The following is a 24,002-nucleotide window of genomic DNA, read 5'->3' as shown; positions in this document are numbered from 1 at the left end:
CCCGAGGTCGCCGATTTAGCGTTGCGCCGGTGCCGGCGTTCGACCTATGTTCCCCGCCGGTCTAGGGGTATAATGGTTTGGATCAGTCGCTCATCATCGCCATCCTGGCGCTCGTCGTCGGCCTCGTCGTCGGCTGGCTGATCGCCGGCCGCAAGGCGGGGACGCTCGCCGCCGATCTCGCCGTCGCGCAAAGCAGGGCTGCGGATGCGGATCTGGTCCGCCAGACGCGCGATGCGGTCGAGCGCGAGCGCAACGAGGCGCTTCGCGACCTCGCCGCGCTGCGTGCGCAGCATGAGGATCGCACCGCCGCCGCCGACACGCTCCGCATCGAACTGGCGCATATCCGCGCCGATCGCGACGCCGCGCGTGCCGATCTCGCCACGATGCGCGCCCAGCACGAGGCGTTCGAGGCGCGTCTTGCCGACATGCGCGATGCCAAGGTGCTGATGGCGACGCAGTTCAACGACCTCGCCAACAAGGCGCTGACCGATGCGCAGAAGGCGTTCCTCGATCGTGCCGAAGCGCGCTTCCGCCAGTCCGAGGAAATCGCCGGCACCAATCTGAAATCGCTGCTCCAGCCGGTCAACGACCGCCTGCTGCGCTACGAGGAGGGCGTCGCCAGGGTCGAGGCGGAACGCCGCGACGCGTTCGGCGACCTCAAGGGACAGATCGAGCAGATGCGGCTGGGGCAGGAGCGCGTGTCGGGAGAGGCGGCCAAGCTGGTCAACGCGCTGCGCAACGCGCCCAAGGCGCGCGGCCGCTGGGGCGAGCAGCAGCTGCGCAACGTCCTCGAAAGCTGCGGCCTTGCCGAACACACCGATTTCGCGATGGAGGTCAGCGTCGCGGACGGGGAGGGCGGGCGGTTGCGTCCCGACGCGATCGTCAACATCCCCGGCGGCAAGTCGCTCATCATCGACGCCAAGGTTTCGCTCAACGCCTATCAGGATGCGTTCGGTGCGGTGGACGACGGTGATCGCCGCACCGGGCTTGCCGCCCATGCGGCGTCGATCCGCGCGCATATCAACGGCCTGTCGGCCAAGAGCTACTGGTCGCAGTTCGCCGACACCCCCGACTATGTCATCATGTTCATTCCCGGCGAACATTTCCTGTCTGCTGCGCTCGAGCACGACAACGACATCTGGCAGTTCGCGTTCGACAAGCGCGTCCTGCTGGCGACGCCGACCAATCTCGTCGCGATCGCGCGGACGGTGGCGGCGGTCTGGCGGCAGGAAAAGCTTGCGACCGAGGCGCGCGCGATCGGGAGCCTCGGCAAGGAACTGTACGACCGGCTGGCGAAGGCCGGCGAAGACCTGCGCAAGGTCGGCAGCGGCCTCACCACCGCAGTGAACAATTACAACAACTTCGTCTCCAGCTTCGAAAGTCGCGCGCTCGTGTCGGCGCGCAAGTTCCGCGACCTCAACATCGAACCCGGCGCGCGCGAGATATCGGTGGTGGAGCCCGTAGAGGCGATGGCGCGCTACGGCGACGAGGCGCTGCGACTGCCCGACGCGGCAGAGTGACGCTGCCGGGGCGTACCCGTGCGGTCTTCGGTATTCAGGACGCAACAGCCCTCTGGTTACTGGCCGTCGTCCCGGACGTGTTCCGGGATCCACCCTGCGGCGAGGCGTCAGGCTGGAGCCTCCCGCGGGTGCCGTGGGGACAATGGGCTCCGGAACCGGTCCGGGGTGACGGATGCTATGGAGCAACGCCGGTCTTCGGACACGGGGACATCGTCCAAAAGGCACCGTCGAAATGATCCGCGCCGAGGCGCGGAGGACGCAGAGAGGCAATTCGGTGGGACGCCGCGCGTGTCCTTGGAGCGTCTGACGTAAAGCACCCCCGGCGCATCCTGGGCTGCCCTTGCGCACTCCGCGCCTCCGCGCGAACCAGCAATTTCGAATCCCCGTTATGCGCCCCGCTGCTGCGCCAGGACCTCATAGGCCATCACCGCGGTGGCGACCGCGGCGTTGAGGCTGTCGGCCTTGCCGAGCATCGGAATCTTGACCAGCAGGTCGCATGCGTCGGCGTAATCCGCCGGCATGCCCTGCGCCTCGTTGCCGGTCAGCAGGAAGGTCGGCGAGGCATAGCGCACCGCCCGATAATCGTGATCCGTGTCGAGGCTCAGTCCGACGAGCTGCCCCGGCCCTTGGCGCAGCCAGTCGAGGAACGGCTGCCAGTCGCTCCTGACGACGGGGATCGTGAACAGCGCCCCCATGCTCGCGCGAACCGCCTCGACCGAAAAGGGATCGACGCACTCGCCGATCAGGATCAGCCCGCCGGCACCGACCGCATCCGCGGTGCGCAGGATCGTGCCGAGGTTGCCCGGATCGCGCAGCCGTTCGGCGACCAGCCAGATGCCTGCGGTCGACCGGTCGAGGTCCGCCAGCGTCCGGTCGAATTCGTCGAAGACGCCGACGACCGCCTGCGGATTGTCCTTGCCCGACAGCTTGGACAGGATGTCGGGCGTCGTCTGGATCGATTCGCCCCCGGCCATCTCGACGTCGATCGACAGCGCATGGACCAGCGGGTGGTCGGCATTGGCGGCGGCATAGAACAGGGTACGGGGCAGGCGACCGGTGTCGCGCGCCTCGGTGAGGATGCGCAGCCCCTCCGCCATGAACTGGCGCGCGCCGCGGCGGTGCTTCTTGTCGCGCAGCTCGCGGGCATATTTGACCAGCGGGTTCGAGAAGGCGGTGATCTCACGGGGCATCGTTCCCCTGTCCGGCACACCGGCGGGTCCGTGCAAGCGGAAACTGAGGAAACGTCAGTCTTCGCCGAACTTGGCCTCGACCAGTTCGCACAGCGCGCCGACCGCCGCCTCGGCACCGTCGCCGACCGCGCTGATCGTGATCTCGTCGCCCTTGGCGGCACCGAGCATCATCAGCCCCATGATCGACGTGCCCGTCACCGATCCGCCGGCGCCGCTGTCGTCCTTGCAGACCTTGACCTCGACCGGCTGGGTCGAGGCGAGCGTCACGAACTTGGCGCTGGCGCGCGCATGCAACCCGCGCTTGTTGGTGATGAGGACGGTCCGCGCGACCTCGCTCATGCCGCGGCCTCGCCCAGCACTTCGGACGCGACCGAAATGTATTTGCGCCCCGCCTCGCGCGCCGCGGCGACCGCCTCGACCACCTTCATCGACTTGCGTGCCGACCCCAGCCGGATCAGCATCGGCAGGTTCATCCCCGCGATCACCTCGACCCGCCCGCGCTCCATCAACGAAATGGCGAGGTTGGAGGGCGTGCCCCCGAACAGGTCCGTCAGCACGATGACGCCGCGCCCCGTATCGACGGCGGCGATCGCCGCGGCGATATCGGCGCGGCGTTCCTCCATGTCGTCGTCGGGCCCGATCGCGATCGTCGCGACCCGTTCCTGCGGGCCGACGACGTGAATCATCGCGGTCACGAATTCCTCGGCGAGCCTGCCGTGCGTCACCAGAACGAGGCCAATCATCTCAATTACGTTACTCATGTGCTGGCCGGCGGCCCCTCGAGCGAGTCCTGCGGTGCGGCCCCGAGGTCGCGGTGCGTGATGGTGGGGGAAAAACCCGCGCCGCGCAACCGGGCAGCGAGGTGTTCGGCGACGTGGACCGACCGGTGTCTCCCTCCGGTACACCCGATCGCGACGCTGACGTAAGACTTGCCCTCCGCCCGGTAGCGGGGGATCAGGAGTTCGAGCAGCTCGCCGATCCGCTCCATCGCGGCGGGATAGGCGGGATCGGCGGCGACATAGGCGGCGACGTCGGGGTCGAGGCCGGTGCCCGGCCGCAGCGCGGGTTGCCAGTGCGGATTGCGCAGGAAGCGCATGTCGAACACCAGGTCGGCGTTGCGCGGCAGGCCGCGCGCGAAACCGAACGACTGGATCGAGAGCACCGGGGCGTCCCCGCCATGCCCGCCGAACGTCGCGCGCACCTGCGACGCGAGCGCATGCGCGTTGAGGTCGGTGGTGTCGATCAGGCGGTTGGCCCAGTCGCGCAAGGGGCGCAACAGTTCGCGTTCGCGCGCGATGCCGTCGTGCGCGGGCCGGTCGGGCGCCAGTGGATGGCGGCGCCGCGTCTCGGAATAGCGCCGCTCCAGTTCCGCCCCCGAACAGTCCAGGAACAGCATCCCGACGTCGAGCCCGTGCTCGTCGCGCAGCGAGCGGATGCGCTCGACGATCCGTTCGGGATCGAAATCGCGCGTCTGGGTGCCGATTCCGATCGCCAGCGGCTGGCTGTCGTCGGCCCGTCCCGCCGACAGCGGCGCCTCCAGCAACCGGTCGAGCAACACCAGCGGCAGGTTGTCGACGACCTCCCAGCCCAGGTCCTCGAGCGTCTTCAGCACGGTCGACTTGCCGGCGCCGGACAGGCCGGTGACGAGCAGGATGTCAGTCGTCATGCCGGCGTCGCCTCCGGCTGGCGCAGCGCCCATTCGATCTTGACCGGGGTGGAGGCGTGAAAGGCGTCGAACGCGACCTCGCGGACGACGACGCCCGCCAGCCGGCGCTGCCGCCGCTCGGGCATGCGCATCGGTTCGGCGCCCAGCCGGACGATCAGCGCGACCGGCACGTCCTCGACGTGCGGCATCGCGACGATGCCGATCCCGCGCACCTCGATCCGTCCCCGGATCGTGTCGGGCGGGCGGGCGACCAGCCGCTCGCCCTGCCGCATCAGCAGCGTCTGGTCGTCGCTGACCAGCATCGCCCCGCGGTCGATCAGGCGGAGCGCGAGGTCGGACTTGCCCGTCCCCGACACGCCTTCGAGCAGGACGGCGCGGCCGTCGATCGCGACAGCCGTCGCATGCAGCATTTCCGAGGACAGGATCGCCATGGCTCCGTTACGTCTATTGGCCATCGGCGAGGGGCAGGCGGACCGCGAACCGCGCGCCGCCCAGCCGATCCTCGCGCGATTCGACGCCGATGCCGCCCTGATGCGCCTCGACGATGGTTCGCGCAATGGCGAGGCCGAGGCCCGAATGCTGGCCGAACGCCTCCGTCTCCGGCCGGATCGACTGGAAACGGCGGAAGATGCCCTCGCGCGCCTCTTCGGGCACGCCCGGGCCCTCGTCCTCGACGCGGACGAGCACGTCGTCGCCCTCGCGCACCACCGCGATCGCGATCAACCCCTCGTCGGGCGAAAAGGACAATGCATTGTCGATCAGGTTCTCGAACACCCGTTCCAGCCGCGCCCCGTCGCCGATCACCGTCATCGCGCCGCCGCGATGGTCGAAGCGCAGCCGCACGCCGCGCTCGACCTCGCGCGCGATACGCTGCTCGACGAGCGCGCCGAGCAACGCGGCGATGTCGACGGGTTCGAACTTCGCACGGCTGAGCTGCGCATCGAGCCGCGAGGCTTCGGAAATGTCGGTGATGAGCCGGTCGAGCCGGTGGACGTCGTCGCGCACGATCGCGAGCAGCCGCGCCTGCAGGTCGGGATCCTTCACCGCGCCCAGCCCCTCGACCGCGGAGCGGAGCGAGGCGAGCGGGTTCTTCATCTCGTGCGTGACATCGGCCGCGAACGCCTCGGTCGCGTCGATCCGGGCGCGCAGCGCGAGGCTCATGTCGGACAGCGCGCGGGCGAGGCTGCCGATCTCGTCGCGTCGCGAGGGCAGGCGCGGGACCACGACCTCACGCGCGCGGCCCAGCCGGACGCGGACCGCGGCGCGCGCCAGCCGCCGCAGCGGCCGGACGATCGTCCGCGCGAGGAACAGCGAGAGCAGCACCGACACGATCGTGACGACCAGCAGCACCAGGCTGAGCCGGAACCGCTCGATCCGCACCGTCTGCGTGATGTCGCGCGCATTGACCGTGGTCATCACCACGCCGCCGGGGATCGGCGCGGCGGCGGTGACGACCGGCGTCCGGTCGGGCGCGCGCCAGACGCTGGCCGACACCTGGCGCCGCCGGGCCGCGGCGGCGACGTCGGGCCATTGCCGGCCGTCGGCACGCTCGCGATACAGCGGCGGGCGCGCGGCGCCGACGACGGTGTCGATACCGGCATCGAGGAACCGCGCGACGGTCTGGTCCCACGCCTGTTTGTCGGGGTCGAGCAGCGTCGCGTTGCGGATGCCCAGCGCTCGGCTGTCGACGATCGTGCGGCCGTCGTCGTCGAACACGCGCAGCCGCGCGCCGGTGTCGCGCGCGAGCCGCGCGACGCGCGTATCGCGCCGGTCGGGAGGCACCGTGGCCAGCGCCTCGCCGATCAGCCGGACTTCGCGGCCTGCCTGCGCGACGCGCCCGTCGACGATCCGGCTGCGATACGAATCGAGGTAGAAGAAGCCGCCCGCGAGCAACAGCAGCGCGAAGATGTTGACCGCGAGGATGCGCCGCGTGAGCGAGATCTGTCCCGACCAGCGGAGCGCGAGATCGCCCCCCTCCGGCCAGCGATCATTCCTCGGAGAATCGGTATCCGGCGCCATACAGGGTCTCGATCGCGTCGAAGGTCGGGTCCACGCCCCGGAACTTGCGGCGCAGGCGCTTGATGTGGCTGTCGATCGTCCGATCGTCGACGTAGATGTCGTCGTGATAGGCGGCATCCATCAGCTGGTTGCGCGTCTTCACGATGCCCGGCCGCTGCGCCAGCGTCTCGAGGATCAGGAATTCGGTGACGGTCAGCGTTACCGGCTCGCCGCCCCAGAACGTCCGGTGCCGCGCCGGATCCATCGACAGCCGCCCGCGGACCAGCGGGCCGGCCGCCGTCGCGTCGTCGTCCCCCGCGGGCGAGGCGACGAGTTCGGTGCGGCGCAGGATCGCGCGGATCCGTGCGATCAGCAGGCGCTGGCTGAACGGCTTGGCGATATAATCGTCCGCGCCCATCGCGAGGCCGAGCGCCTCGTCGAGCTCGTCGTCCTTGCTGGTGAGGAATATCACCGGGATCTGGCTCTTCTCGCGCAGCCGGCGCAGCAGCTCCAGCCCGTCCATCCGCGGCATCTTGATATCGAAGATCGCGAGGTCGGGCGGGTTGTCGGTGAGCGCCTTCAGCGCGGTTTCGCCGTCGGAATAGACGCGGGTCACGAACCCTTCGGTCTGGAGCGCGATCGAAACCGAGGTCAGGATGTTGCGGTCGTCGTCGACCAGCGCGATCGTCGCCGTCATGCGGAGGGAAGCCTGTCGCCCATGGTCGCACCGCGGTAGGGCAAAGCCGCCACCGGCTCAACCGTCCCGGCATGGAACCACGCCGGCGGCGCGCGGTGTTTGACGATCCCCGGCGCCCCGCTTATGCCCGTCGCCATAGCCGGCGTGCGTGCAGACCCTCCCCAGGATGCGCGCGTCAGGCAGGTACATTGGGAGGATGTCAGTGAACGAGCGTATTCCGCATGCGGGCCTTGCGAGTCAGGGAATCGAAACCCGTGCCGATCTGCACTGGAACCTGGTCACGGCGCGACTGGTCGAGGCCGCGGTCGCCCGCGGCGAGGGCAAGCTCAGCGCCGACGGGCCGCTGGTGGTGGAAACCGGGCAGCACACCGGGCGATCGGCGCAGGACAAGTTCATCGTCCGCGATGCCGAGACCGAGAGCAGCGTCTGGTGGGGCAAGTCCAACAAGGGCATGAGCCCCGAACATTTCGCCGCATTGAAGGCGGATTTCCTGTCCGCGCTTCGCGACAAGGAGCATCTGTTCGTCCAGGACCTGTACGGCGGTTCGCAGCCGGAGAACCGGGTGCGCGTGCGCGTCGTCAACGAGCTCGCCTGGCACAATCTGTTCATCCGGACGATGCTGGTGCGGCCGCAGGAGCATGAACTGCGCGGGTTCGAGGCCGAATATACGATCATCGACCTGCCGAGCTTCCGCGCCGACCCCGCCCGGCACGGTACCCGCAGCGAAACCGTGATCGCGGTCAATTTCACCGAGAAGCTGATCCTGATCGGCGGCACGCGCTATGCCGGCGAGATGAAGAAATCCGTGTTCGGCCTGCTCAACTACCTGTTGCCGACGACCGGCGTGATGCCGATGCACTGTTCGGCGAACATGGGTGCGGACGGGTCGACCGCGGTGTTCTTCGGCCTGTCGGGCACGGGCAAGACGACGCTCAGCGCCGATGCCAGCCGCACGCTGATCGGCGACGACGAACATGGCTGGTCCGACACCGCGGTCTTCAACTTCGAAGGCGGCTGCTATGCCAAGATGATCCGCCTGTCGTCCGACGCCGAGCCGGAGATCTTCGCGACCACCAAGAGGTTCGGGACCGTGCTCGAGAACGTCGTGATGGACCCCGTCACCCGCCAGCTCGACCTCGACGACAACAGCCTCGCCGAGAACAGCCGCGGCGCCTATCCGATCGACTTCATCCCCAATGCGTCGGCGGACAATATGGGCGGCGTGCCGCGCAACATCGTGATGCTGACCGCGGACGCTTATGGCGTGCTGCCGCCGATCGCGAAGCTGACGCCGGACCAGGCGATGTACCATTTCCTGTCCGGCTACACGGCGCGGGTCGCCGGCACGGAAATCGGCGTGACCGAGCCCGATGCGACCTTCTCGACCTGTTTCGGGGCGCCGTTCATGCCGCGGCATCCGTCGATCTACGGCAATCTGCTGAAGGAGCGGATCGCGCGCGGCGGCGTCGATTGCTGGCTGGTCAACACCGGCTGGACCGGCGGCAAGTACGGCACCGGCAACCGCATGCCGATCAAGGCGACCCGCGCGCTGCTCAACGCCGCGCTCGACGGCAGCCTGCGCGACGCCGAATTCCGCACCGATCCGAATTTCGGCTTCCAGGTGCCGGTGAACGTTCCGGGCGTCGACGCGGGGATCCTCGACCCGCGCGAAACCTGGGCCGACAAGGCCGAGTATGACGCGACCGCGGCGCGGCTGGTCGACCTGTTCGTCGAGAACTTCGCGCAGTTCGCGGAGCATGTCGACGACGGGGTGAGGCAGTCGGCCCCGAAGGTCGCGCGGGCGACCGAAGCGGTCTGACGGGGGGAGGGGCGGTGTGGCGCCGCCCCGACCTGCCTGCCGTAGGACCTGGCGGTCACGGCCGATGACGCGTTCTGGCGAGGCGGACTATGGAACGCGCGCGCTCTGGAACCGGGCGGCCCGTATGATCGGAGCGGTCTAGCCCGTCCCGAACGTCACCGCGGACCGGCTCCCGGTTTGATGGCGCCACGCGGGGACGGCACCAGCCGCCAAGCTGACATCGTGGATCGCGGAACCGGTCCGGGACGACGGTGTGGTCGAGGAAGTCTCGATTTTTCCAGCCGTGCCGCGCTCTTTGGGCAGGTCGCCTGCCACCACCGACGCCGCCGACGGGCGCCTCAGCGCGGCTCGACCGGACCCGTTGCCGGCAGGGGGGCGTCGCCGCGCTGGAAGAACTGTTCGACGATCTCGCGCGCCAGCCGCGCCGGGCGCAGCGTTTCCGCATCCAGGCAGCACCAGCTCGACTTCACCTCGGCGAGCACGTCCTCGCCGCGGCGGATGACGGTTTCGTAGAACGCGCGTGCGCCCTGCACCTTTTCGAGCAGGACGGTGGCGATCACATCGTCGCCGAGGAACGTCGGCTTGCGATAGGTGATCTCGTGCTTCAGCGCGACCCACAGATGCGTCGCGACCGCTTCCGCGGGCGCGAGCTTCTGCCAGTGGCTCACCACCGCGTCCTGCACCCACTTCAGATAGCTCGCGTTGTTCACGTGGCCCATGAAGTCGATGTCGGCAGGATCGATGCCGATCGGGTAGGAATGGGGGATGCTGTGCGTCACACCGACGGTCATAGCAGATCGAGGATGAACTGACAGCTACCAACCGGTACGCGATTGCCGATTATGCGTCGACCGGTTCGACGATCACCAGCCCGCCGCGGACCTCTACGATCCGCACGCGGGTGCCGGCTGCCGCGATCGGACCGCGCGCGGGCCACGAGCCATCGCCGATCCGCACCCGGCCACCGTCTGCGTCGATTCCGACCTCGACCACCACCGTCTCGCCGACCATCCGCGCGGACCGGTCGTTCAGCTGCGGATCGCTGCTCGCCACGGGAAAATCGCGGTACCAGCGCTTGCCGACGAGCACGGTGACCACGCTCCAGACCGCGAAGGCGCCGATCTGCGCCTCGACCGGCACAGGCACGACCAAGGTGGCGATACCGACCACTGCGGCGGCGATGGCGAGGAAGATCGCGAAGACGCCCGGGATCGCCAGCTCCGCCACGCCGAGCGCCAGCGCGGCGATCAGCCACGCCGCCCCCGCGCCGCCGATCGCGTCCAGCGTCACGGCTTGGGCAGGTCGAACGGGCCGCGCCGCGGCTCCCTGGGCGCGGCGGCGGCCGGCGGATGCGCGGCCAGCGCGTCCTTGGCGAGCTCGCCGATCCCGCCGAGCGTGCCCATCAGCTGCGTCGCCTCGACCGGGAACAGGATGGTCTTGGCATTCGGGCTGGTCGCGAACTTGCCGATCGCCTCGACGTATTTCTGCGCGACGAAATAGTTGATCGCCTGCGTCCCGCCCTGCTCGATCGCCTCGGACACGACGCGGGTCGCCTTCGCTTCCGCCTCGGCCGCGCGTTCGCGCGCTTCCGAATCGCGATAGGCCGATTCCTTGCGGCCTTCGGATTCGAGGATGCGCGCCTGCTTCTGCCCCTCGGCACGCAGGATTTCGGACGCGCGCGTGCCCTCGGCCTCGAGGATGTTGGCCCGCTTCTCGCGCTCCGCCTTCATCTGGCGGCCCATCGCGGTGACGATGTCGGCGGGCGGGCGGATGTCCTTGATCTCGACGCGGGTGATCTTGACGCCCCATGGCACGGTCGCATGATCGACCACCGACAGCAGCCGCGCGTTGATCTCGTCGCGCTTCGACAGCGTTTCGTCGAGGTCCATCGACCCCATCACGGTGCGCAGGTTGGTCGTCGTCAGCTGGAGCAGCGCCACGTAGAGGTCGGACACCTCATAGGCCGCCTTGGGCGCGTCGAGCACCTGGAAGAACACGACGCCGTCGGTCGAGACGATCGCATTGTCCTTGGTGATGATCTCCTGCCCCGGAATCTCGATCACCTGCTCCATCATGTTCACCTTGCGGCCGACGCGATAGAAGAAGGCGGGATAGAAGTTGAAGCCGGGCGAGGCGGTGTTGGTGTAGCGGCCGAAATGCTCGATCGTGTATTGATAGCCCTGCCGCACGATCTTGATGCTGGTGAACAGGTAGAAGAGCACCAGCACGAGGGCGAAGGCGGCGATCGTGATACCCATAGGTCCTCCCGGGGGCACGATTCCGGCGTGCCGACGCGGATCGATAGCACAGCTGCGGTGGCGTCACAGCGCCTCTAGCGCAGATCGGCGGGTACGGTTACATGGCCCGCCACTTCTCCCCTCCCGCGAGGAACGGCATTTTGGATATCCGGCTCGGCCTCACCTTCGACGACGTGCTGCTCGTGCCCGGCGAGTCGGACATCCTGCCGAGCACCGCCGATACCCGCACGCAGCTGACGCGCGGCATCGCGCTGAACATCCCCATCCTGTCGTCGGCGATGGACACGGTGACCGAGGCCGACATGGCGATCGTCATGGCGCAGCTAGGCGGCATCGGCGTGCTCCACCGCAACCTGTCGGTCGAGGAACAGGTCGCCGCGGTCCGTCAGGTCAAACGGTTCGAATCGGGCATGGTGGTCAACCCGATCACGATCGCGCCGACCGCAACGCTGGCCGAGGCGCAGGCGCTGATGGCGCATCACCGGATCAGCGGCATCCCGGTGGTCGAGCGAGACGGCAAGCTGGTCGGCATCCTGACCAACCGCGATGTCCGTTTCGCCGGGAACCCCAAGCAGCCGGTCGCCGAGCTGATGACGCACGACAACCTCGCCACCGTGTCGACCGACGTCGGGCAGGAAGAGGCGCGGGTGCTGCTCCACCAGCGGCGGATCGAGAAGCTGCTGGTGGTCGACGAGGCGTATCGCTGCGTCGGCCTCATCACCGTCAAGGACATCGAGAAGGCGGTGACCTATCCCACCGCGACCAAGGACGCGGCGGGCCGGCTGCGCGTCGCGTCGGCGACGACCGTCGGCGACAAGGGGTTCGAGCGGACCGAGGCGCTGGTCGATGCCGAATGCGACCTGATCGTCATCGACACCGCGCATGGCCATAACCGCGATGTTGCGCGGGCGGTGGAGCGGGTCAAGAAGCTGTCGAATTCGGTGCAGGTCGTCGCCGGCAACGTCGCGACCGGCGAGGCGACGCGCGCGCTGATCGATGCGGGTGCGGACGGGATCAAGGTCGGCATCGGCCCCGGATCGATCTGCACCACCCGCGTCGTCGCGGGCGTCGGCGTGCCGCAGCTGACCGCGGTGATGGACTGCGCGAAGGCGGCCGCCGCCGCCGGCGTGCCGGTGATCGCCGATGGCGGGCTGCGCACCTCGGGCGACCTCGCCAAGGCGCTCGCCGCCGGTGCATCGACCTGCATGGTCGGATCGCTGCTCGCCGGTACCGAGGAAGCACCGGGCGAGACGTTCCTGTATCAGGGCCGCGCCTACAAATCGTATCGCGGCATGGGGTCGGTCGGCGCGATGGGCCGCGGCTCCGCCGACCGCTATTTCCAGGGCGACATCAAGGACCAGATGAAGCTGGTGCCCGAGGGGATCGAGGGCCAGGTCGCCTACAAGGGACCGGCGAAGGACGTGATCCACCAGCTGGTCGGCGGTATCAAGGCGGCGATGGGCTATACCGGGTCGGCGACGATCCCCGACCTTCAGCGCCGTGCGCAATTTGTCCAGATCACCGGCGCGGGGCTGAAGGAAAGCCACGTCCACGACGTGACGATCACCCGCGAGGCGCCTAATTATCCGACGCGCTGATCGCCCGCGCCGCCCGTTTCCCACCGGCATGCGCGCCGGCCCGTTGCGACTGGATCCGATGACATGACCCCCGGCGCCCGCACCCAGGCCGCGATCGAACTGCTCGACGCGGTGATCGCCGCCGCGCGTGGCAACGGCGCCGCGGCCGACACGCTGATCGCGCGCTACTTCGCCACCCGCCGCTATGCCGGGTCGAAGGACCGGCGCGCGGTGCGCGAGCTGGTCTATGCCGCTATCCGCCGCGCCGGCGAGGTGCCGGCGTCCGGACGCGCGGCGCTGCTGGCGGTGGCGGCGGACGATCCTGCGCTCGCGGCGACGTTCGACGGATCCGTCCACGGTCCGGCACCGGTCGGCGACGCCGAACGCGCCGCTCCGGGCGGGATCATGCCCGCATGGCTCGCGGATGCGCTCGCCGCGTCGGGGGTTTCGACGGAGCAGCAGGCGGCGCTGATCGACCGCGCGCCGCTAGACGTGCGGGTCAACCGGCTGCTCGCCGATCCCGCCGCGCTTGCCGCCCAGCTTGGCGGCGAACCGATCGCCGGCCTGCCCGGCGCGTTGCGCCTGCCGGCCGGAACGAACGTCGATGGCCTCGGCGGACAGGTCGAGGTGCAGGACGCCGGCAGCCAGATCGTCAGCCTGGCGGCGCAGGCGACGCCGGGGCAGTCGGTCGTCGATCTGTGTGCCGGCGGTGGCGGCAAGACGCTGGCGCTGGCCGCGGCGATGGCGAACACCGGCCGCATCCTCGCCGCGGACGTCGATCGCGGGCGTCTGTCGCGCCTGTCGCCGCGCGCGAACCGCGCCGGCGTGACGATCGTCGAGACGCGGTTGCTCGATCCTCGACGCGAGGCGGAGGCGCTGGCCGACTGGGCGGAGGCCGCCGATTGCGTGCTGATCGACGCGCCCTGTTCGGGCACGGGAACGTGGCGACGCAATCCGGAGGCCCGCTGGCGGCTGACCCCGGACCGGCTCGACCGGTTCGCCGCACAGCAGCGCCACGTCCTCGACGTCGGCGCCGGGCTGGTGCGGCCCGGCGGGGCGCTCGTCTACATCGTCTGTTCGCTGCTCGATGCGGAAGGAGCGGACCGGGTCGCGGCGTTCATGGCCGAGCGGCCCGGCTGGGTCGCCGCGCCGCTCGACCTGCCCGCCGGCAGCGCGCACGGTGCGGGCATCCGGCTCGACCCGCTACGCCACGGCACCGACGGCTTTTTTGTCGCGCGGCTGATCCGCCCCTGCTAATCGTCGGGGGATGCCCCCGGTGGAGACCTTCATGCGCGTTACGTCCGTCGCCATTGCCGCCGCGCTCACCCTGGTCTGCGTATCGACCGCGCTGAGCGGCCAGCGCCCGGACGACCAGATCGACGCGCGTTCGCTGCAATTGCTCGCCGAGGGGCGCGCCGCGCGCAGCGCCGGCAATCTCGACGGCGCGACGGACCTGCTCGAAACCGCGGTGGCGGTCGATCCGCGCAACCGGGCCGCCTTCGTCGTCCTCGCCGAGGTCGCGGAGACGCGCGGCCTGCCGGGCAAGGCGATCCGCCTGTACCGCGAGGCGCTGACGCTGGAGCCCAACGACGTCGCCGCGCTGCGCGGGCAGGGCGAGGCCCTGATCGCCAAGGGCGCGGTGTCGGTGGCGCGCGGCAATCTCGCCAGGATACGCACGCTGTGCAAGGCGGGCTGTCCGGAAGCGAACCAGCTCGCCGCGGCGATCGCCAAGGGCCCGCCGGTTACCACCGCGCAGGTCGAAACCAAGCCGCCCGTCGCCAAGGAATAGCGGCGGTCAGCCGTCGGGCGCGATACCTACCGCCCGGGCCAGCGCGACGAACTCCGCGACGCTCACCGTCTCGGCCCGTCGCGTCGGGTCGATACCGATCCGCTCCAATGCCGCCAGCGCGCCCGGCACGCCCTTCAGGCTTTGCCGCAGCATCTTGCGGCGTTGGCCGAAGGCGGCGGCGGTCAGTCTCTCCAGCACGCGCACCTCGACCCCGTCGGGCGCCGCGGCGGGCACGATATGGACGACTGCGGACATGACCTTGGGCGGCGGCGTGAACGCGGACCGGTGCACCGGCATCGCGATCCGCGCGGTCGAGCGCCACTGGCTGAGCACCGCCAGGCGCCCATAAGCGTCGTCGCCGGCCGACGCGACGATGCGATCCGCGACTTCCTTCTGGAACATCAGCGTGCACGATGCCCACCACGGCTGCCACGATGCGGTCAGCCAGCCGACCAGCAGCGCGGTCCCGACATTATAGGGCAGGTTGGAGACGATGTGCGGCCGGCCGGCGAACAGCGACGGCGCGTCGACCGCCAGCGCGTCGCCCTCGATGACGCGAAGCCTGCCGGGATAATGGTCGCCCAATTCCGCCAGCGCGGGGATGCAGCGATGGTCGCGTTCGATCGCCGTGACGCGTGCGCCCGCCGCGAGCAAGGCGCGCGTCAGGCCGCCGGGACCCGGGCCGACCTCCAGCACCTCCTCATCGGACAGGTCGCCCGGCACCGCCGCGATCCGCGCGAGCAATTGCCCGTCGAACAGGAAGTTCTGGCCGAGCGCCTTGCTGGCGTTGAGCCCGTAGCGCGCGATCACCTCGCGCAGCGGCGGCAGTTTGGCGTCGGTCACCGCCCCGCTCGTGCGCGCGCGCGGCGATCGGCCGCGTGCCCTGCCATCGCGATCGCCGCGATCATCGCGCCGGGATGCGCCTGATCGGTGCCCGCGATGCCGAATGCGGTGCCGTGGTCGGGCGAGGTGCGCACGATCGGCAGGCCGAGCGTGATGTTGACGCCCTCGTCGAAATGCAGCGTCTTGATCGGGACCAGCGCCTGGTCGTGATAGCAGCACAGCACCGCGTCGTAGCGCGCGCGGGCGCGGGCATGGAACAGCGTGTCGGCGGCGAACGGCCCGGTGGCGTCGATCCCCTCCGCGCGCAACTGGGCGATCGCCGGTTCGAGGATGTCGATCTCCTCGCGTCCGATCGTGCCGCTCTCGCCCGCATGCGGATTGAAGCCGGCGAAGGCGAGGCGTGGGGCGGCAATGCCGAAGTCGCGGGTCAGTCCGGACGCGGTCGCCCTTGCCTTGGCGACGACGAGATCGACCGACAGCAGCGCCGCGACCTCCGCGAGCGGCACATGCGCGGTGATCGGCACCACCCGCAGCGTCGGGCCGGCGAGCATCATCACCGCATCCTCGGCGGCGACGCCGCAGCGGTGGGCGACGAATTCGGTCTGGCCCGGCCAGTCGAAGCCGATGCCATACAGCTGCGCCTTGGAGACGGGACCGGTCACCAGCGCTCGGGCGTCGCCCGATCGGACGAGCGCGATCGATCGTTCCAGCGCCAGTAACGCCGCGCGTGTGCCGTCGATCGCGGGGATCCCCGGCGTCACCGCGCCCGCATCCGCGACGCGCAGCACCGGCAAGGCGCGGTCGAACACGGCCACGGCCGTGTCGAGGCGCTCGATCGTTTCGACCGGGCCGCTCCACACGCGCGCGACCGCGGCGGGATCGCCGACCAGCGCGAACGGCGGCAGGCTGCGCAACGTCCGCACCGCCCAGCTCTTGGCGACGATCTCCGGACCGATCCCCGCCGGATCGCCCATCGGGATCGCGAGCGGGGCAGGGGCGGTCATGTCAGCGATACTCGATCACCGCATCGCGACGCAGATCGCGCAGCTTGCTCTGCGCGCGCAGGTTGACGCGCTGCTGCTCCAGCTGGCCCTGGATCTGTGCGGCGCCGGGCACCGCCGACTGCTGCGGATCGTCGCGGCCGCACAGCACGAGCGAGCGGACGCCCTCGGTCGGCGAACCGAACGGCGGGGTCGCCTGTCCGACCTGCAGCTTGACCATGATCTCCTGCAACGGGGCGGGCAGGTCGCGGATGCGGATCGAATCGTTGTCGACGACCTCGGCGCCGATCGTCGCCGCGACCTTTTCCACGGTGCCGCAGCCCTGGATCGACTGGACGGTCTTGGCGAAGGTGGCGGCGCGCGTCTGCGCCTGCGCCTGGGTGGTGCCGGCGGGGAAGGAAACCGTCAGCTGCTTTAGGCTGAGCTTGGCGTCGCGCGGATCGGCCGAACCGATCGTGCGCTTGTCAGTCAGGTACAGGATCGAATAGCCGCCCGGCGTCTCGATCGGGCCGGCGACCTGGCCGACCTGCATCTGCTGCGCCGCATCCGCCAGCTGCTGCGGCAGCGTGACGAGGCGGATCCAGCCGAGATCGCCGCCGACGCCGCGCGTCGACGCTTCGGAATAGTTGCGCGCGAACAGTTCGAAGGGCTGCTGCGCCTTCTGGATCTCGGCGATGATCTGCTTGGCCTTGGCGAAGACCTCGGCGCGGTTGGCGTCGTTGGCGCTCAGGTAGATTTCGCGCAGGTTATATTCCTCGGTCCCGCGCGACGCCTCGATCCGCTTCTGGATCGCGGTCACTTCCTCGTCGCCGACGTTGACGAACGGTTCGATCTTGCGGCGGAGGTAGCGGCTCCAGGCGAGCTCGCCCTCGATCGCGCGGCGCAGCGAGCGCTCCGACGACCCTGCCTTGCGCAGGGCGGCGCGCAGCTGCGGGGCGGTCATGTTGAACCGCTTGGCAAGGCCCGCCTCGCTCTGGTCGAGCTCGGCCGCGGTGACGGTGATCTCCGCGGTCTTCGCCTCCTGGATCTCCAGCGTCTCGTCGATCAGCTGACGCAGGATCTGGAGCTTGAACTCGTCGACCTGCTCGGGCGCCGGGCCGCGGCCGCCGTTGTTGAAGACGGTGAGCGCAAGGCGCTGGTCGACGTCGGTCCCGGTGATGACCGTGTCGTTGACGATCGCGGTCGGCTTGCGGACGTTGGGATCGAGCTTCCCGAAAATCTGGAGGTTCGCCGGGATGTTGAGGTTGGTCTCGGGCACCTGGTTGTCCTGCACCGTCTGCGCCACCGCGCCGGTTGCGAACGCCGCCAGCGCGACCCAGCCCAAGGTGCGGGCGATCCGCGCGTTCCGTCGATTGTTGTGCGTCACGTTGTTCCGTTACCCCAAAGCTGGCTGCACGCGGGGGCGCAGCACCCTGTCGCCGGCCTTGCCCCGATCCAGCTGAACTGCGGCTTAGCGTCCGAGGTTGGTCAAGGCCAGCGTCAACAGGAAGCTGTTGCCCGAGCGGGCGTCGCCGGTGTCCTGATAATCGCGCCGCCACGTCGCGCCGAGCCGCAGGCAGTCGTCCTCATACTGGACGCCCAGTCGGTGGCGGATCGGATCGAACCCGTTGGCGAGCGACAGCGGATCCTCGCTGCGATCGGTCAGGTCGACCACGGCGGACCCGAACACCGACCAGAAGCGCGCGAACTGCACGCGGCCGGCGACGCGCGCCTCCTCGCGGTCCTGAAGGTCCTCGATCCGCGGAAAGATGTTGCGGTTGAGCCGCAGGTATCCCGCCAGGATATAGGTCGAGCGCGAGCCGATCGTCGCATCGACCTCGTTCCGTCGCACCGCGAATCCGTCCTTGTCGAGGCGATAGCGATGCGTGATCGACACGAAATCCCGGATGCGCAGGGTGGTGCGCCCGACGAAGTCCGAGAAGCGGTCGCTGAGCCCCGTGCCGTCGGGCAGGATGGTCGGGCGTGCCGACAGGCGATAGCTCTGGCCGATCACGGTATCGAGCGTCATCCCCGGCACCGCGAGCGCCCATTCCGCGCCATAGGTCACGCGGCTGCTGTCCTCGAACCGGTCATAGCCGGCGAAGCGGTTGAGCGCGAAGAGGTTGGAATCCTCCAGGTCGACCGCGCGCGCGTCCTCGTTGGGCACGTCGAGGTTGGCGATCCGCGGCGCGGCAACGATCTGCACCCGCGGTGTCAGCCGCTGCGTGCCGCCGAACAGCTCGCCCACGAAAGGCCATTTGACGTCGGCGGCGAGCGCACCGATCGCCCGCGTCCGGAACCCCTCGTTGCCGCGATAGCTGACCACCGAGGTCAGCAGCGAATCATCGGTGTTGTACGCATCGGCGCGGGCATAGGCGGTCAGCGTCACCTCCTGGCCCCAATTGGTCAGGCGGCGCAGGTCCCATTGCCCGGCGACGAACGCGCGCTGCGTGTCCTGCCCCGCGGTCCGCGTGATCGCCAGCGTGTTCGCCTGCAACTGCAGCTTGCCGCCGGCCAGGTCGAACCGCTTGCGGAAATCGAGCTCCGGCAGCGCGATCGGCTGGTTGCCCTGCGGATCGTTGACCCGCAGAGTCTGCACGTACCAGCCGGTCAACGCGAAATAGGTGTTGGGATCGATCCGTTCGATCGACGCGGTGGTGCGCAGCCGGTCGTCGCGCGAGATGTCGTAGCGGCGCAGGAAGGTGCGGTCGCTCGCGATCCGCGCCGATCCGCTGACGCTCCAATAGGGCGACAGCTGGTAGCGCGCGATGGCATCGACATAGCCGCGGAAGGCGCGTTCGGTATCGGTCGGCGTGACCGTGTTGAGATCGTCGCTGCGCCGGCTTTCGGTGCCATAGGCGGTCACGCGGAACGCGCCGCTGGTGCCGAGCGCCTCATATTGCGCCTGCATCATCGGCAGCACCGCGGTGAACAGGTGCGGGGTCAGCGTCAGCCCCCTGTTGGGCGCGAGGCGGAAATAATAGGGCATCACCAGTTCGAGCCCGTTGACCCGGTCGAGCTGGAGGTCGGGCGCCAGAAAGCCACTCTCCGACCCTTCGCCCATCGGCATCGAGAAGGCGGGCAGCGGCAGCGCCGGCAGGCCGAACAGGTGGAACTGCCCGCCGCCGAAATACACGCGTTGGCGATCCGGGCGATAGGTCAGCCGAACCGCGGTGATCTTCCACGACGGCTCCTTGGGACAGCCGGCGGAGGTCGTGACCGCGCATGGCGTATAGGCGGCCTTGTCGAGCTGGAGCGTGCCGTCGGCGGACCGTGTGCCGCGTTCGGCGGCCATGCGACCGCCTTGTTCCAGCACGACGAGCATGTTGTCGACGACGCCGTCCTTCAGCGAATCGGTCAGCTCGATCGAATCCCCGTAGGCGACGTCCCCCTGCGGATTGGTGACCGCGATATTGCCGGTGGCGATCACCTTGCCCGTCTTGCGGTTCCACACGACCCTATCGGCGCGCAGCCGGTCACCCTGGCGGAACATCCGGACTTCGGTGAGCGCGGTGACGACATCGGCATTGGTATCATATTCCAGGCTGCCGGCGCTGAACTGCACCTGGTCGGCCGCGACCGGCGCCTGCGCGGCGGGATCGCTGGCGGGCGGCGGGGCCGCGGGGCGGTTCTGGAGGTCCTGCGCCGTAGCGGGCGGCGCGAACAGGGCCGCGGCGATCGCCGCCACGGCAGCACCGCCGGCCAGAAGGTCGAAACGCAACACGATGATCCGAACACCCTTTCGGTGTCGACGCCGCCCTGAACGGCGCCTCACTCGCCACGCCTATCGCATCACCGGCGCGCCGCCGCAATCGTTGTGCTTCGCGCATCGCAGTCCTAGATCAGGCAGCACCAGCAACCCAGGAAGCCCCGTTTTCATGAAGATCGCCTTTTCGCCCACGCCCGCCGCCGCACCCGCGATCCTCGCGCTGCCGGTGGCGAAGGATCTCGCCGGTCGGACCGACTGGCCGGGGCTCGGCGGCGGGCACCAGGCGCTGGCGACGGCGGCGGCGAAGGCCGCCCGTTTCGATGGAGAGGCCGGCGCCGTCGTCGACCTGTTCGTCGCGGAAGGGGAGGGCACGCGCCGCATCCTGCTGGTCGGTGTCGGTGCCGGTGGCGAGGCGGAGTGGGAAAAGGCCGGCGGCGCGATCGTCGCGAAGCTGCTCACGTCCGGCGCGACCGAACTGAGCGTCGACCTGTCCGCGGCGGAGCCGACGGCGAAGGCCGCGGCGCGGTTCGCCGGTGCCGCGGCGCAACGGGCGTGGCGCTACGACCGGTATCGCACCAAGCTGCCCGAGCAGCAGAAGCCGACGCTGGCGACGCTGACCATCACGGGGGCGCCCGACGGCACCGACGCGGCCTGGATGGCGGCCGACGCGCTGACGCAGGGCCTCGAGCTGACCCGCAACCTCGTCGCGGCGCCGCCCAACGTCCTCTACCCCGAAAGCTTCGTCGAACAGGTCCGCAAGGACGTGGAAGGGCTCGGTCTCGAGATCGTCGTGATCGACGAGGCCGAGATGGCGACGCACGGCATGGGCGCGCTGCTCGGCGTCAGCCAGGGATCGGTCCGCGAGGCGCGCATCCTGGCGCTGAAGTGGAACGGCGCGGGCGAGGGCGATCCGGCGCTGGCGCTGGTCGGCAAGGGCGTGACCTTCGACAGCGGCGGCATCTCGCTGAAGCCGGGGCCCGGCATGGAGGACATGAAGTGGGACATGGGCGGTGCCGGTGCCGTCGCCGGTACGATGAAGGCGCTGGCCGCGCGCAAGGCGAAGGTCAACGTCGTCGGCGTGATGGGGCTGGTCGAGAACATGCCCGACGGCAATGCGCAGCGCCCGGGTGACGTCGTGACGTCGATGTCGGGCCAGACGATCGAGATCCTCAATACCGATGCGGAGGGGCGGCTGGTGCTCGCCGACGTCATCACCTGGACGCAGGCGACGTTCCGGCCGAAGACAATCATCGACCTCGCCACGCTGACCGGCGCGATGATCGTCAGCCTGGGCAACGAATATGGCGGCCTGTTCGCCAACGACGATGCGCTCGCCGACGGGCTGCTCGCCGCGGGCCTCGCGACGGGCGACAAGCTGTGGCGCTTCCCGCTTTCGGACACCTACAACAAGCTGATCGACAGCCCGATCGCCGACATGAAGAACGTCGGGCCGCGCGGCGCGGGCTCGATCACCGCGGCGCAGTTCATCCAGCGCTTCGTCGACGAGGGCGTGCGCTGGGCGCACCTCGACATCGCCGGCATGGTGTGGAGCGACAAGGCGAGTGCCACCTACGACAAGGGCGCGACCGGCTATGGCGTCAGGCTGCTCGACCGTGTCGTCGCGGACCATTTCGAGGGCTGACGGGGCGGGCGGCGGGCGCGGTCATGATGACGCGCCCGCCGTGCTGCGCTAGGCTGGCGCGATGCAGGTCGACTTCTATCATCTCACCGCCACGCCGCTCGACCGTGCGCTGCCGCAGATCGCCGCCAAGGTCGTCGACAGCGGGGCACGGTTGCTGATCGTCAGCGCGCGCGAGGAACAGCGTGTGCTGCTCGACCGTCTGCTCTGGTCGTATCGCGCCGACAGCTTCCTGCCGCATGCGCAGGCCGGCGCGGGTGACGACGCGATCCAGCCGATCCTGATCGCGGCGGACGTCGCGGCCACGAACGCGGCGCGCCACGTCGCGCTGGTCGACGGCACATGGCGCGACGGCGCGCTCGCCTTCGATCGCGCCTTTCATTTCTTCGAGGACGACGCGATCCGCCCGGCGCGCGACGCCTGGCGGGCGTTGGGCGAGCGTGCCGGCGTCGAACGACGCTATTGGAAGCAGAACGACGGCGGGCGGTGGGAGCAGGCGGCCTGACCCGTCGCGGACGGTTGCAAACCGGCCGACCCGCGACTAGGGCGACGCCACTTCCTTCCCGCCCCAAATTACAGGAGCCCGTGACCATCATGGCCGCGAACCGTACCTTTTCGATCATCAAGCCGGACGCCACCCGTCGCAACCTGACGGGCGCCGTCACCAAGATGCTGGAGGATGCCGGCCTGCGCGTCGTCGCATCGAAGCGGATCCAGATGACGCGCGAGCAGGCGGAGGGCTTCTACGACGTCCACCGCGCGCGCCCGTTCTTCAACGACCTGGTCGAGTTCATGATTTCGGGTCCGGTGGTCGTGCAGGTGCTGGAGGGCGAGAACGCCATGCAGCGCAACCGCGACATCATGGGCGCAACCAACCCGGCGAACGCGGAGCCCGGCACGATCCGCAAGGAACTGGCGGAATCGATCGAGGCGAACACCGTGCACGGTTCGGATTCGGACGAGAACGCCGAGATCGAGATCGCCTATTTCTTCCAGCCGAACGAAATCGTCGGCTGATGACGCAGTGGCGGCTTCGGCGCGCGTCCCCTGCGGACGCGCCCGCCGTCGCGCTGGTCGCCGGGGCGAGCTTTCTCGCGACCTTCGCCGGGATCCTCGACGGCGCCGATATCGTCGCGCACGTCACCCGGAACAGCTCGCCCGCCGCGTTCGAGGCATGGGCGCAAGGGTCCGGCAGCATCGTGACGCTTGCCGAACATGCCGATGGCGCCGCGCCGGTCGGCTACACGCTGCTCACCCTGCCCGACGTTCCGATCCCCGGCGACGCGCACGACATCGAGTTGCGCCGGATCTATACGCTGCCGCTCGCGCAAGGGACGGGACTGGGCAAGGCGCTGCTTGCCCGGGCGATCGACGACGCGCGGGCGCTGGGCCGGCGGCGGTTGCTGCTGGGGGTGCTCGGCAGGAACGCGCGGGCGCGGGCATTCTACGAACGCAACGGCTTCGCGATGGCGGGCAGCCGGCAGTATCGCGTCGGCGCGTCGCTGTACGACGACGTCGTCTACGCCCGCACCATCTAACCGCTCCCCCCGCCTCGGGCGGGGGGAGCGGGACCGGTCAGGCCGGCGCGAACACGCCGTCGTCGTCCATGACGTGCAACACGCCATCGGCGATGGCGAAATAGGCGCCGCGCAGCTTCAGCGTGCCGGCCGCCTCGCGCTCGGCGACGAAAGGGAAGGTGCGCAGGTTGTCGAGGCTGACGCGAACCGCCTCATGCTCCATCTCGCGCTTGGCATCGGCGCTGTCGCCGAACTTTGCGATCACGCGCTCGCGGGCCTCGTCGAGCAGGCCGACCCAGTCGGAGATGAACTTGCCCTCTCCCGCCTTGCTGTCCTTGAAGCCGTGCGACAGCGCCGCCGCACAGCCGCCGCACGAGGCGTGGCCCATCACGACGACCTCCGGCACCTCCAGCTGCGTCACCGCGAATTCGACCGCCGCCGACACGCCGTGATAGCCGCCACCCGTCTCGAACGGCGGGACGAGATTGGCGACGTTGCGGACGGCGAAGATCTCGCCGGGCGACGTGTCGAAGATCTGGGACGGGTCGACCCGGCTGTCGGAACAGGCGATCACCATGACCTTGGGGCTTTGCCCGGCGCTCAGCTCGACCCAGCGTTCGCGCTGCTGCGTCCAGCCGCCCTTGCGGAAGCGGTGATAGCCCTCGATCATGTTCGAAAAGTCGGTCAATGCGTCCTCCGTTGATGTCCGATCTGCGTGCAGAACGCCGTATCCCATCTGGGTTTCCGCACGAAAGGGCCAATACGGTCCCAGCCATCAAGCGTTACAAAGGGGCAAGGCG

At 69.4% G+C, this 24,002-nt stretch carries 24 protein-coding genes; 9 read left to right on the top strand and 15 right to left on the bottom strand.

Annotated elements, in window-relative coordinates; genetic code table 11:
- The first annotated feature begins 77 nt into the window (after positions 1–77).
- A complete protein-coding gene (locus LPN01_RS01025; RefSeq protein ID WP_262826498.1) occupies positions 78–1,520 on the top strand; it encodes a DNA recombination protein RmuC in 1,443 nt (480 codons plus the stop codon).
- 386 nt (positions 1,521–1,906) lie between these two features.
- On the opposite strand, the gene LPN01_RS01020 is transcribed toward LPN01_RS01025, so the two are convergent.
- Genes LPN01_RS01020 through LPN01_RS00990 form a run of 7 tightly spaced genes read right to left on the bottom strand, consistent with a single transcriptional unit; the run spans position 1,907 to position 7,071 of the window.
- Positions 1,907–2,710, bottom strand: a complete 804-nt coding sequence (locus LPN01_RS01020) for a TrmH family RNA methyltransferase (RefSeq protein WP_262826497.1) — start codon at positions 2,708–2,710, stop codon at positions 1,907–1,909.
- Between the two features lie 54 nt (positions 2,711–2,764).
- Positions 2,765–3,049: an HPr family phosphocarrier protein gene (locus LPN01_RS01015; RefSeq protein WP_262826496.1), complete on the bottom strand. Its 285-nt coding sequence runs from the start codon at positions 3,047–3,049 to the stop codon at positions 2,765–2,767.
- Positions 3,046–3,453: a PTS sugar transporter subunit IIA gene (locus LPN01_RS01010; RefSeq protein ID WP_262827036.1), complete on the bottom strand. Its 408-nt coding sequence runs from the start codon at positions 3,451–3,453 to the stop codon at positions 3,046–3,048. The genes LPN01_RS01015 and LPN01_RS01010 overlap by 4 nt, the downstream gene beginning before the upstream one ends.
- A gap of 14 nt (positions 3,454–3,467) precedes the next feature.
- Positions 3,468–4,376, bottom strand: coding sequence for an RNase adapter RapZ (gene rapZ / locus LPN01_RS01005; RefSeq protein ID WP_262826495.1), 909 nt, complete (start codon positions 4,374–4,376; stop codon positions 3,468–3,470).
- The gene (locus LPN01_RS01000; RefSeq protein WP_262826494.1) at positions 4,373–4,807 is read right to left on the bottom strand and encodes an HPr kinase/phosphorylase; all 435 of its coding nucleotides are present in this window, start codon (positions 4,805–4,807) and stop codon (positions 4,373–4,375) included. The genes rapZ and LPN01_RS01000 overlap by 4 nt, the downstream gene beginning before the upstream one ends.
- A 13-nt stretch (positions 4,808–4,820) precedes the next feature.
- On the bottom strand, positions 4,821–6,395 hold the full coding sequence (locus tag LPN01_RS00995; protein WP_262826493.1) for a sensor histidine kinase: 1,575 nt from the start codon (positions 6,393–6,395) through the stop codon (positions 4,821–4,823).
- The gene (locus LPN01_RS00990; RefSeq protein WP_262826492.1) at positions 6,364–7,071 is read right to left on the bottom strand and encodes a response regulator transcription factor; all 708 of its coding nucleotides are present in this window, start codon (positions 7,069–7,071) and stop codon (positions 6,364–6,366) included. The genes LPN01_RS00995 and LPN01_RS00990 overlap by 32 nt, the downstream gene beginning before the upstream one ends.
- Positions 7,072–7,267: 196 nt before the next feature.
- Here LPN01_RS00990 and LPN01_RS00985 point away from each other — a divergent pair, with 196 nt between their 5' ends.
- On the top strand, positions 7,268–8,890 hold the full coding sequence (locus LPN01_RS00985) for a phosphoenolpyruvate carboxykinase (protein ID WP_262826491.1): 1,623 nt from the start codon (positions 7,268–7,270) through the stop codon (positions 8,888–8,890).
- Between the two features lie 338 nt (positions 8,891–9,228).
- On the opposite strand, the gene LPN01_RS00980 is transcribed toward LPN01_RS00985, so the two are convergent.
- Genes LPN01_RS00980 through LPN01_RS00970 form a run of 3 tightly spaced genes read right to left on the bottom strand, consistent with a single transcriptional unit; the run spans position 9,229 to position 11,148 of the window.
- Positions 9,229–9,681 carry an acyl-CoA thioesterase gene (locus LPN01_RS00980; RefSeq protein WP_410482771.1) on the bottom strand — a complete coding sequence of 151 codons (453 nt, stop codon included), beginning with the start codon at positions 9,679–9,681 and terminating at the stop codon, positions 9,229–9,231.
- Between the two features lie 49 nt (positions 9,682–9,730).
- The gene (locus LPN01_RS00975) at positions 9,731–10,180 is read right to left on the bottom strand and encodes an NfeD family protein (RefSeq protein ID WP_262826490.1); all 450 of its coding nucleotides are present in this window, start codon (positions 10,178–10,180) and stop codon (positions 9,731–9,733) included.
- Positions 10,177–11,148, bottom strand: a complete 972-nt coding sequence (locus LPN01_RS00970; RefSeq protein ID WP_262826489.1) for an SPFH domain-containing protein — start codon at positions 11,146–11,148, stop codon at positions 10,177–10,179. The genes LPN01_RS00975 and LPN01_RS00970 overlap by 4 nt, the downstream gene beginning before the upstream one ends.
- 140 nt (positions 11,149–11,288) lie before the next feature.
- Between LPN01_RS00970 and guaB the strand changes: the two genes are divergently transcribed.
- The 3 genes from guaB (at position 11,289) to LPN01_RS00955 (ending at position 14,514) form a co-directional block, all read left to right on the top strand.
- Entirely contained in the window at positions 11,289–12,746 is a 1,458-nt protein-coding gene (guaB, locus tag LPN01_RS00965; RefSeq protein ID WP_262826488.1) for an IMP dehydrogenase, read from the top strand.
- Between the two features lie 63 nt (positions 12,747–12,809).
- Positions 12,810–13,982 (top strand): RsmB/NOP family class I SAM-dependent RNA methyltransferase, encoded by a 1,173-nt coding sequence (locus tag LPN01_RS00960; protein WP_262826487.1) that lies wholly within the window; start codon positions 12,810–12,812, stop codon positions 13,980–13,982.
- Positions 13,983–14,013: 31 nt separating this feature from the next.
- Positions 14,014–14,514 (top strand): tetratricopeptide repeat protein, encoded by a 501-nt coding sequence (locus LPN01_RS00955; protein WP_262826486.1) that lies wholly within the window; start codon positions 14,014–14,016, stop codon positions 14,512–14,514.
- 6 nt (positions 14,515–14,520) lie between these two features.
- On the opposite strand, the gene rsmA is transcribed toward LPN01_RS00955, so the two are convergent.
- The 4 genes from rsmA to LPN01_RS00935 form a co-directional block, all read right to left on the bottom strand.
- Complete coding sequence (gene rsmA / locus LPN01_RS00950; protein ID WP_262826485.1) at positions 14,521–15,357, bottom strand: 16S rRNA (adenine(1518)-N(6)/adenine(1519)-N(6))-dimethyltransferase RsmA; 837 nt, start codon at positions 15,355–15,357, stop codon at positions 14,521–14,523.
- The gene (gene pdxA / locus LPN01_RS00945; protein ID WP_262826484.1) at positions 15,354–16,361 is read right to left on the bottom strand and encodes a 4-hydroxythreonine-4-phosphate dehydrogenase PdxA; all 1,008 of its coding nucleotides are present in this window, start codon (positions 16,359–16,361) and stop codon (positions 15,354–15,356) included. The genes rsmA and pdxA overlap by 4 nt, the downstream gene beginning before the upstream one ends.
- A 1-nt stretch (position 16,362) precedes the next feature.
- Positions 16,363–17,724: a peptidylprolyl isomerase gene (locus LPN01_RS00940; RefSeq protein WP_262826483.1), complete on the bottom strand. Its 1,362-nt coding sequence runs from the start codon at positions 17,722–17,724 to the stop codon at positions 16,363–16,365.
- An 84-nt stretch (positions 17,725–17,808) separates the two neighbouring features.
- The gene (locus LPN01_RS00935; protein WP_410482770.1) at positions 17,809–20,061 is read right to left on the bottom strand and encodes an LPS-assembly protein LptD; all 2,253 of its coding nucleotides are present in this window, start codon (positions 20,059–20,061) and stop codon (positions 17,809–17,811) included.
- 154 nt (positions 20,062–20,215) lie between these two features.
- Here LPN01_RS00935 and LPN01_RS00930 point away from each other — a divergent pair, with 154 nt between their 5' ends.
- From LPN01_RS00930 to LPN01_RS00915, 4 genes are all read left to right on the top strand, one after another.
- A complete protein-coding gene (locus LPN01_RS00930; RefSeq protein WP_262826481.1) occupies positions 20,216–21,688 on the top strand; it encodes a leucyl aminopeptidase in 1,473 nt (490 codons plus the stop codon).
- 61 nt (positions 21,689–21,749) lie between these two features.
- Positions 21,750–22,190: a DNA polymerase III subunit chi gene (locus LPN01_RS00925; RefSeq protein ID WP_262826480.1), complete on the top strand. Its 441-nt coding sequence runs from the start codon at positions 21,750–21,752 to the stop codon at positions 22,188–22,190.
- Positions 22,191–22,279: 89 nt separating this feature from the next.
- Positions 22,280–22,702, top strand: coding sequence for a nucleoside-diphosphate kinase (gene ndk / locus LPN01_RS00920; RefSeq protein WP_262827034.1), 423 nt, complete (start codon positions 22,280–22,282; stop codon positions 22,700–22,702).
- Positions 22,702–23,223, top strand: a complete 522-nt coding sequence (locus LPN01_RS00915; RefSeq protein ID WP_262826479.1) for a GNAT family N-acetyltransferase — start codon at positions 22,702–22,704, stop codon at positions 23,221–23,223. The genes ndk and LPN01_RS00915 overlap by 1 nt, the downstream gene beginning before the upstream one ends.
- Positions 23,224–23,260: 37 nt before the next feature.
- Here the strand turns inward: LPN01_RS00915 and LPN01_RS00910 are convergent, their stop codons facing one another.
- Entirely contained in the window at positions 23,261–23,890 is a 630-nt protein-coding gene (locus LPN01_RS00910) for a carbonic anhydrase (protein ID WP_262826478.1), read from the bottom strand.
- Positions 23,891–24,002: the final 112 nt, after the last annotated feature.

The sequence above is a fragment of the Sphingomonas sp. A2-49 genome (genome assembly GCF_025548555.1).
In the GTDB taxonomy this organism is placed as follows: domain Bacteria; phylum Pseudomonadota; class Alphaproteobacteria; order Sphingomonadales; family Sphingomonadaceae; genus Sphingomonas.
Note: the sequence above shows the minus strand (reverse complement) of the source record. Positions and strands in the feature narration are given on the sequence as shown.

Bases quoted from the DNA above. Each gene is read 5' to 3' on its own strand.
- pdxA (WP_262826484.1), bottom strand. From the start codon at position 16,361: ATGACCGCCCCTGCCCCGCTCGCGATCCCGATGGGCGATCCGGCGGGG.
- LPN01_RS00930 (WP_262826481.1), top strand. From the start codon at position 20,216: ATGAAGATCGCCTTTTCGCCCACGCCCGCCGCCGCACCCGCGATCCTC.
- LPN01_RS00960 (WP_262826487.1), top strand. From the start codon at position 12,810: ATGACCCCCGGCGCCCGCACCCAGGCCGCGATCGAACTGCTCGACGCG.
- LPN01_RS01000 (WP_262826494.1), bottom strand. From the start codon at position 4,807: ATGGCGATCCTGTCCTCGGAAATGCTGCATGCGACGGCTGTCGCGATC.
- ndk (WP_262827034.1), top strand. From the start codon at position 22,280: ATGGCCGCGAACCGTACCTTTTCGATCATCAAGCCGGACGCCACCCGT.
- LPN01_RS00915 (WP_262826479.1), top strand. From the start codon at position 22,702: ATGACGCAGTGGCGGCTTCGGCGCGCGTCCCCTGCGGACGCGCCCGCC.
- rapZ (WP_262826495.1), bottom strand. From the start codon at position 4,376: ATGACGACTGACATCCTGCTCGTCACCGGCCTGTCCGGCGCCGGCAAG.
- LPN01_RS01020 (WP_262826497.1), bottom strand. From the start codon at position 2,710: ATGCCCCGTGAGATCACCGCCTTCTCGAACCCGCTGGTCAAATATGCC.
- LPN01_RS00985 (WP_262826491.1), top strand. From the start codon at position 7,268: ATGTCAGTGAACGAGCGTATTCCGCATGCGGGCCTTGCGAGTCAGGGA.
- LPN01_RS00990 (WP_262826492.1), bottom strand. From the start codon at position 7,071: ATGACGGCGACGATCGCGCTGGTCGACGACGACCGCAACATCCTGACC.
- LPN01_RS01010 (WP_262827036.1), bottom strand. From the start codon at position 3,453: ATGATTGGCCTCGTTCTGGTGACGCACGGCAGGCTCGCCGAGGAATTC.
- LPN01_RS00925 (WP_262826480.1), top strand. From the start codon at position 21,750: ATGCAGGTCGACTTCTATCATCTCACCGCCACGCCGCTCGACCGTGCG.
- LPN01_RS01015 (WP_262826496.1), bottom strand. From the start codon at position 3,049: ATGAGCGAGGTCGCGCGGACCGTCCTCATCACCAACAAGCGCGGGTTG.
- LPN01_RS00980 (WP_410482771.1), bottom strand. From the start codon at position 9,681: ATGACCGTCGGTGTGACGCACAGCATCCCCCATTCCTACCCGATCGGC.
- LPN01_RS00970 (WP_262826489.1), bottom strand. From the start codon at position 11,148: ATGGGTATCACGATCGCCGCCTTCGCCCTCGTGCTGGTGCTCTTCTAC.
- LPN01_RS00955 (WP_262826486.1), top strand. From the start codon at position 14,014: ATGCGCGTTACGTCCGTCGCCATTGCCGCCGCGCTCACCCTGGTCTGC.
- LPN01_RS00995 (WP_262826493.1), bottom strand. From the start codon at position 6,395: ATGGCGCCGGATACCGATTCTCCGAGGAATGATCGCTGGCCGGAGGGG.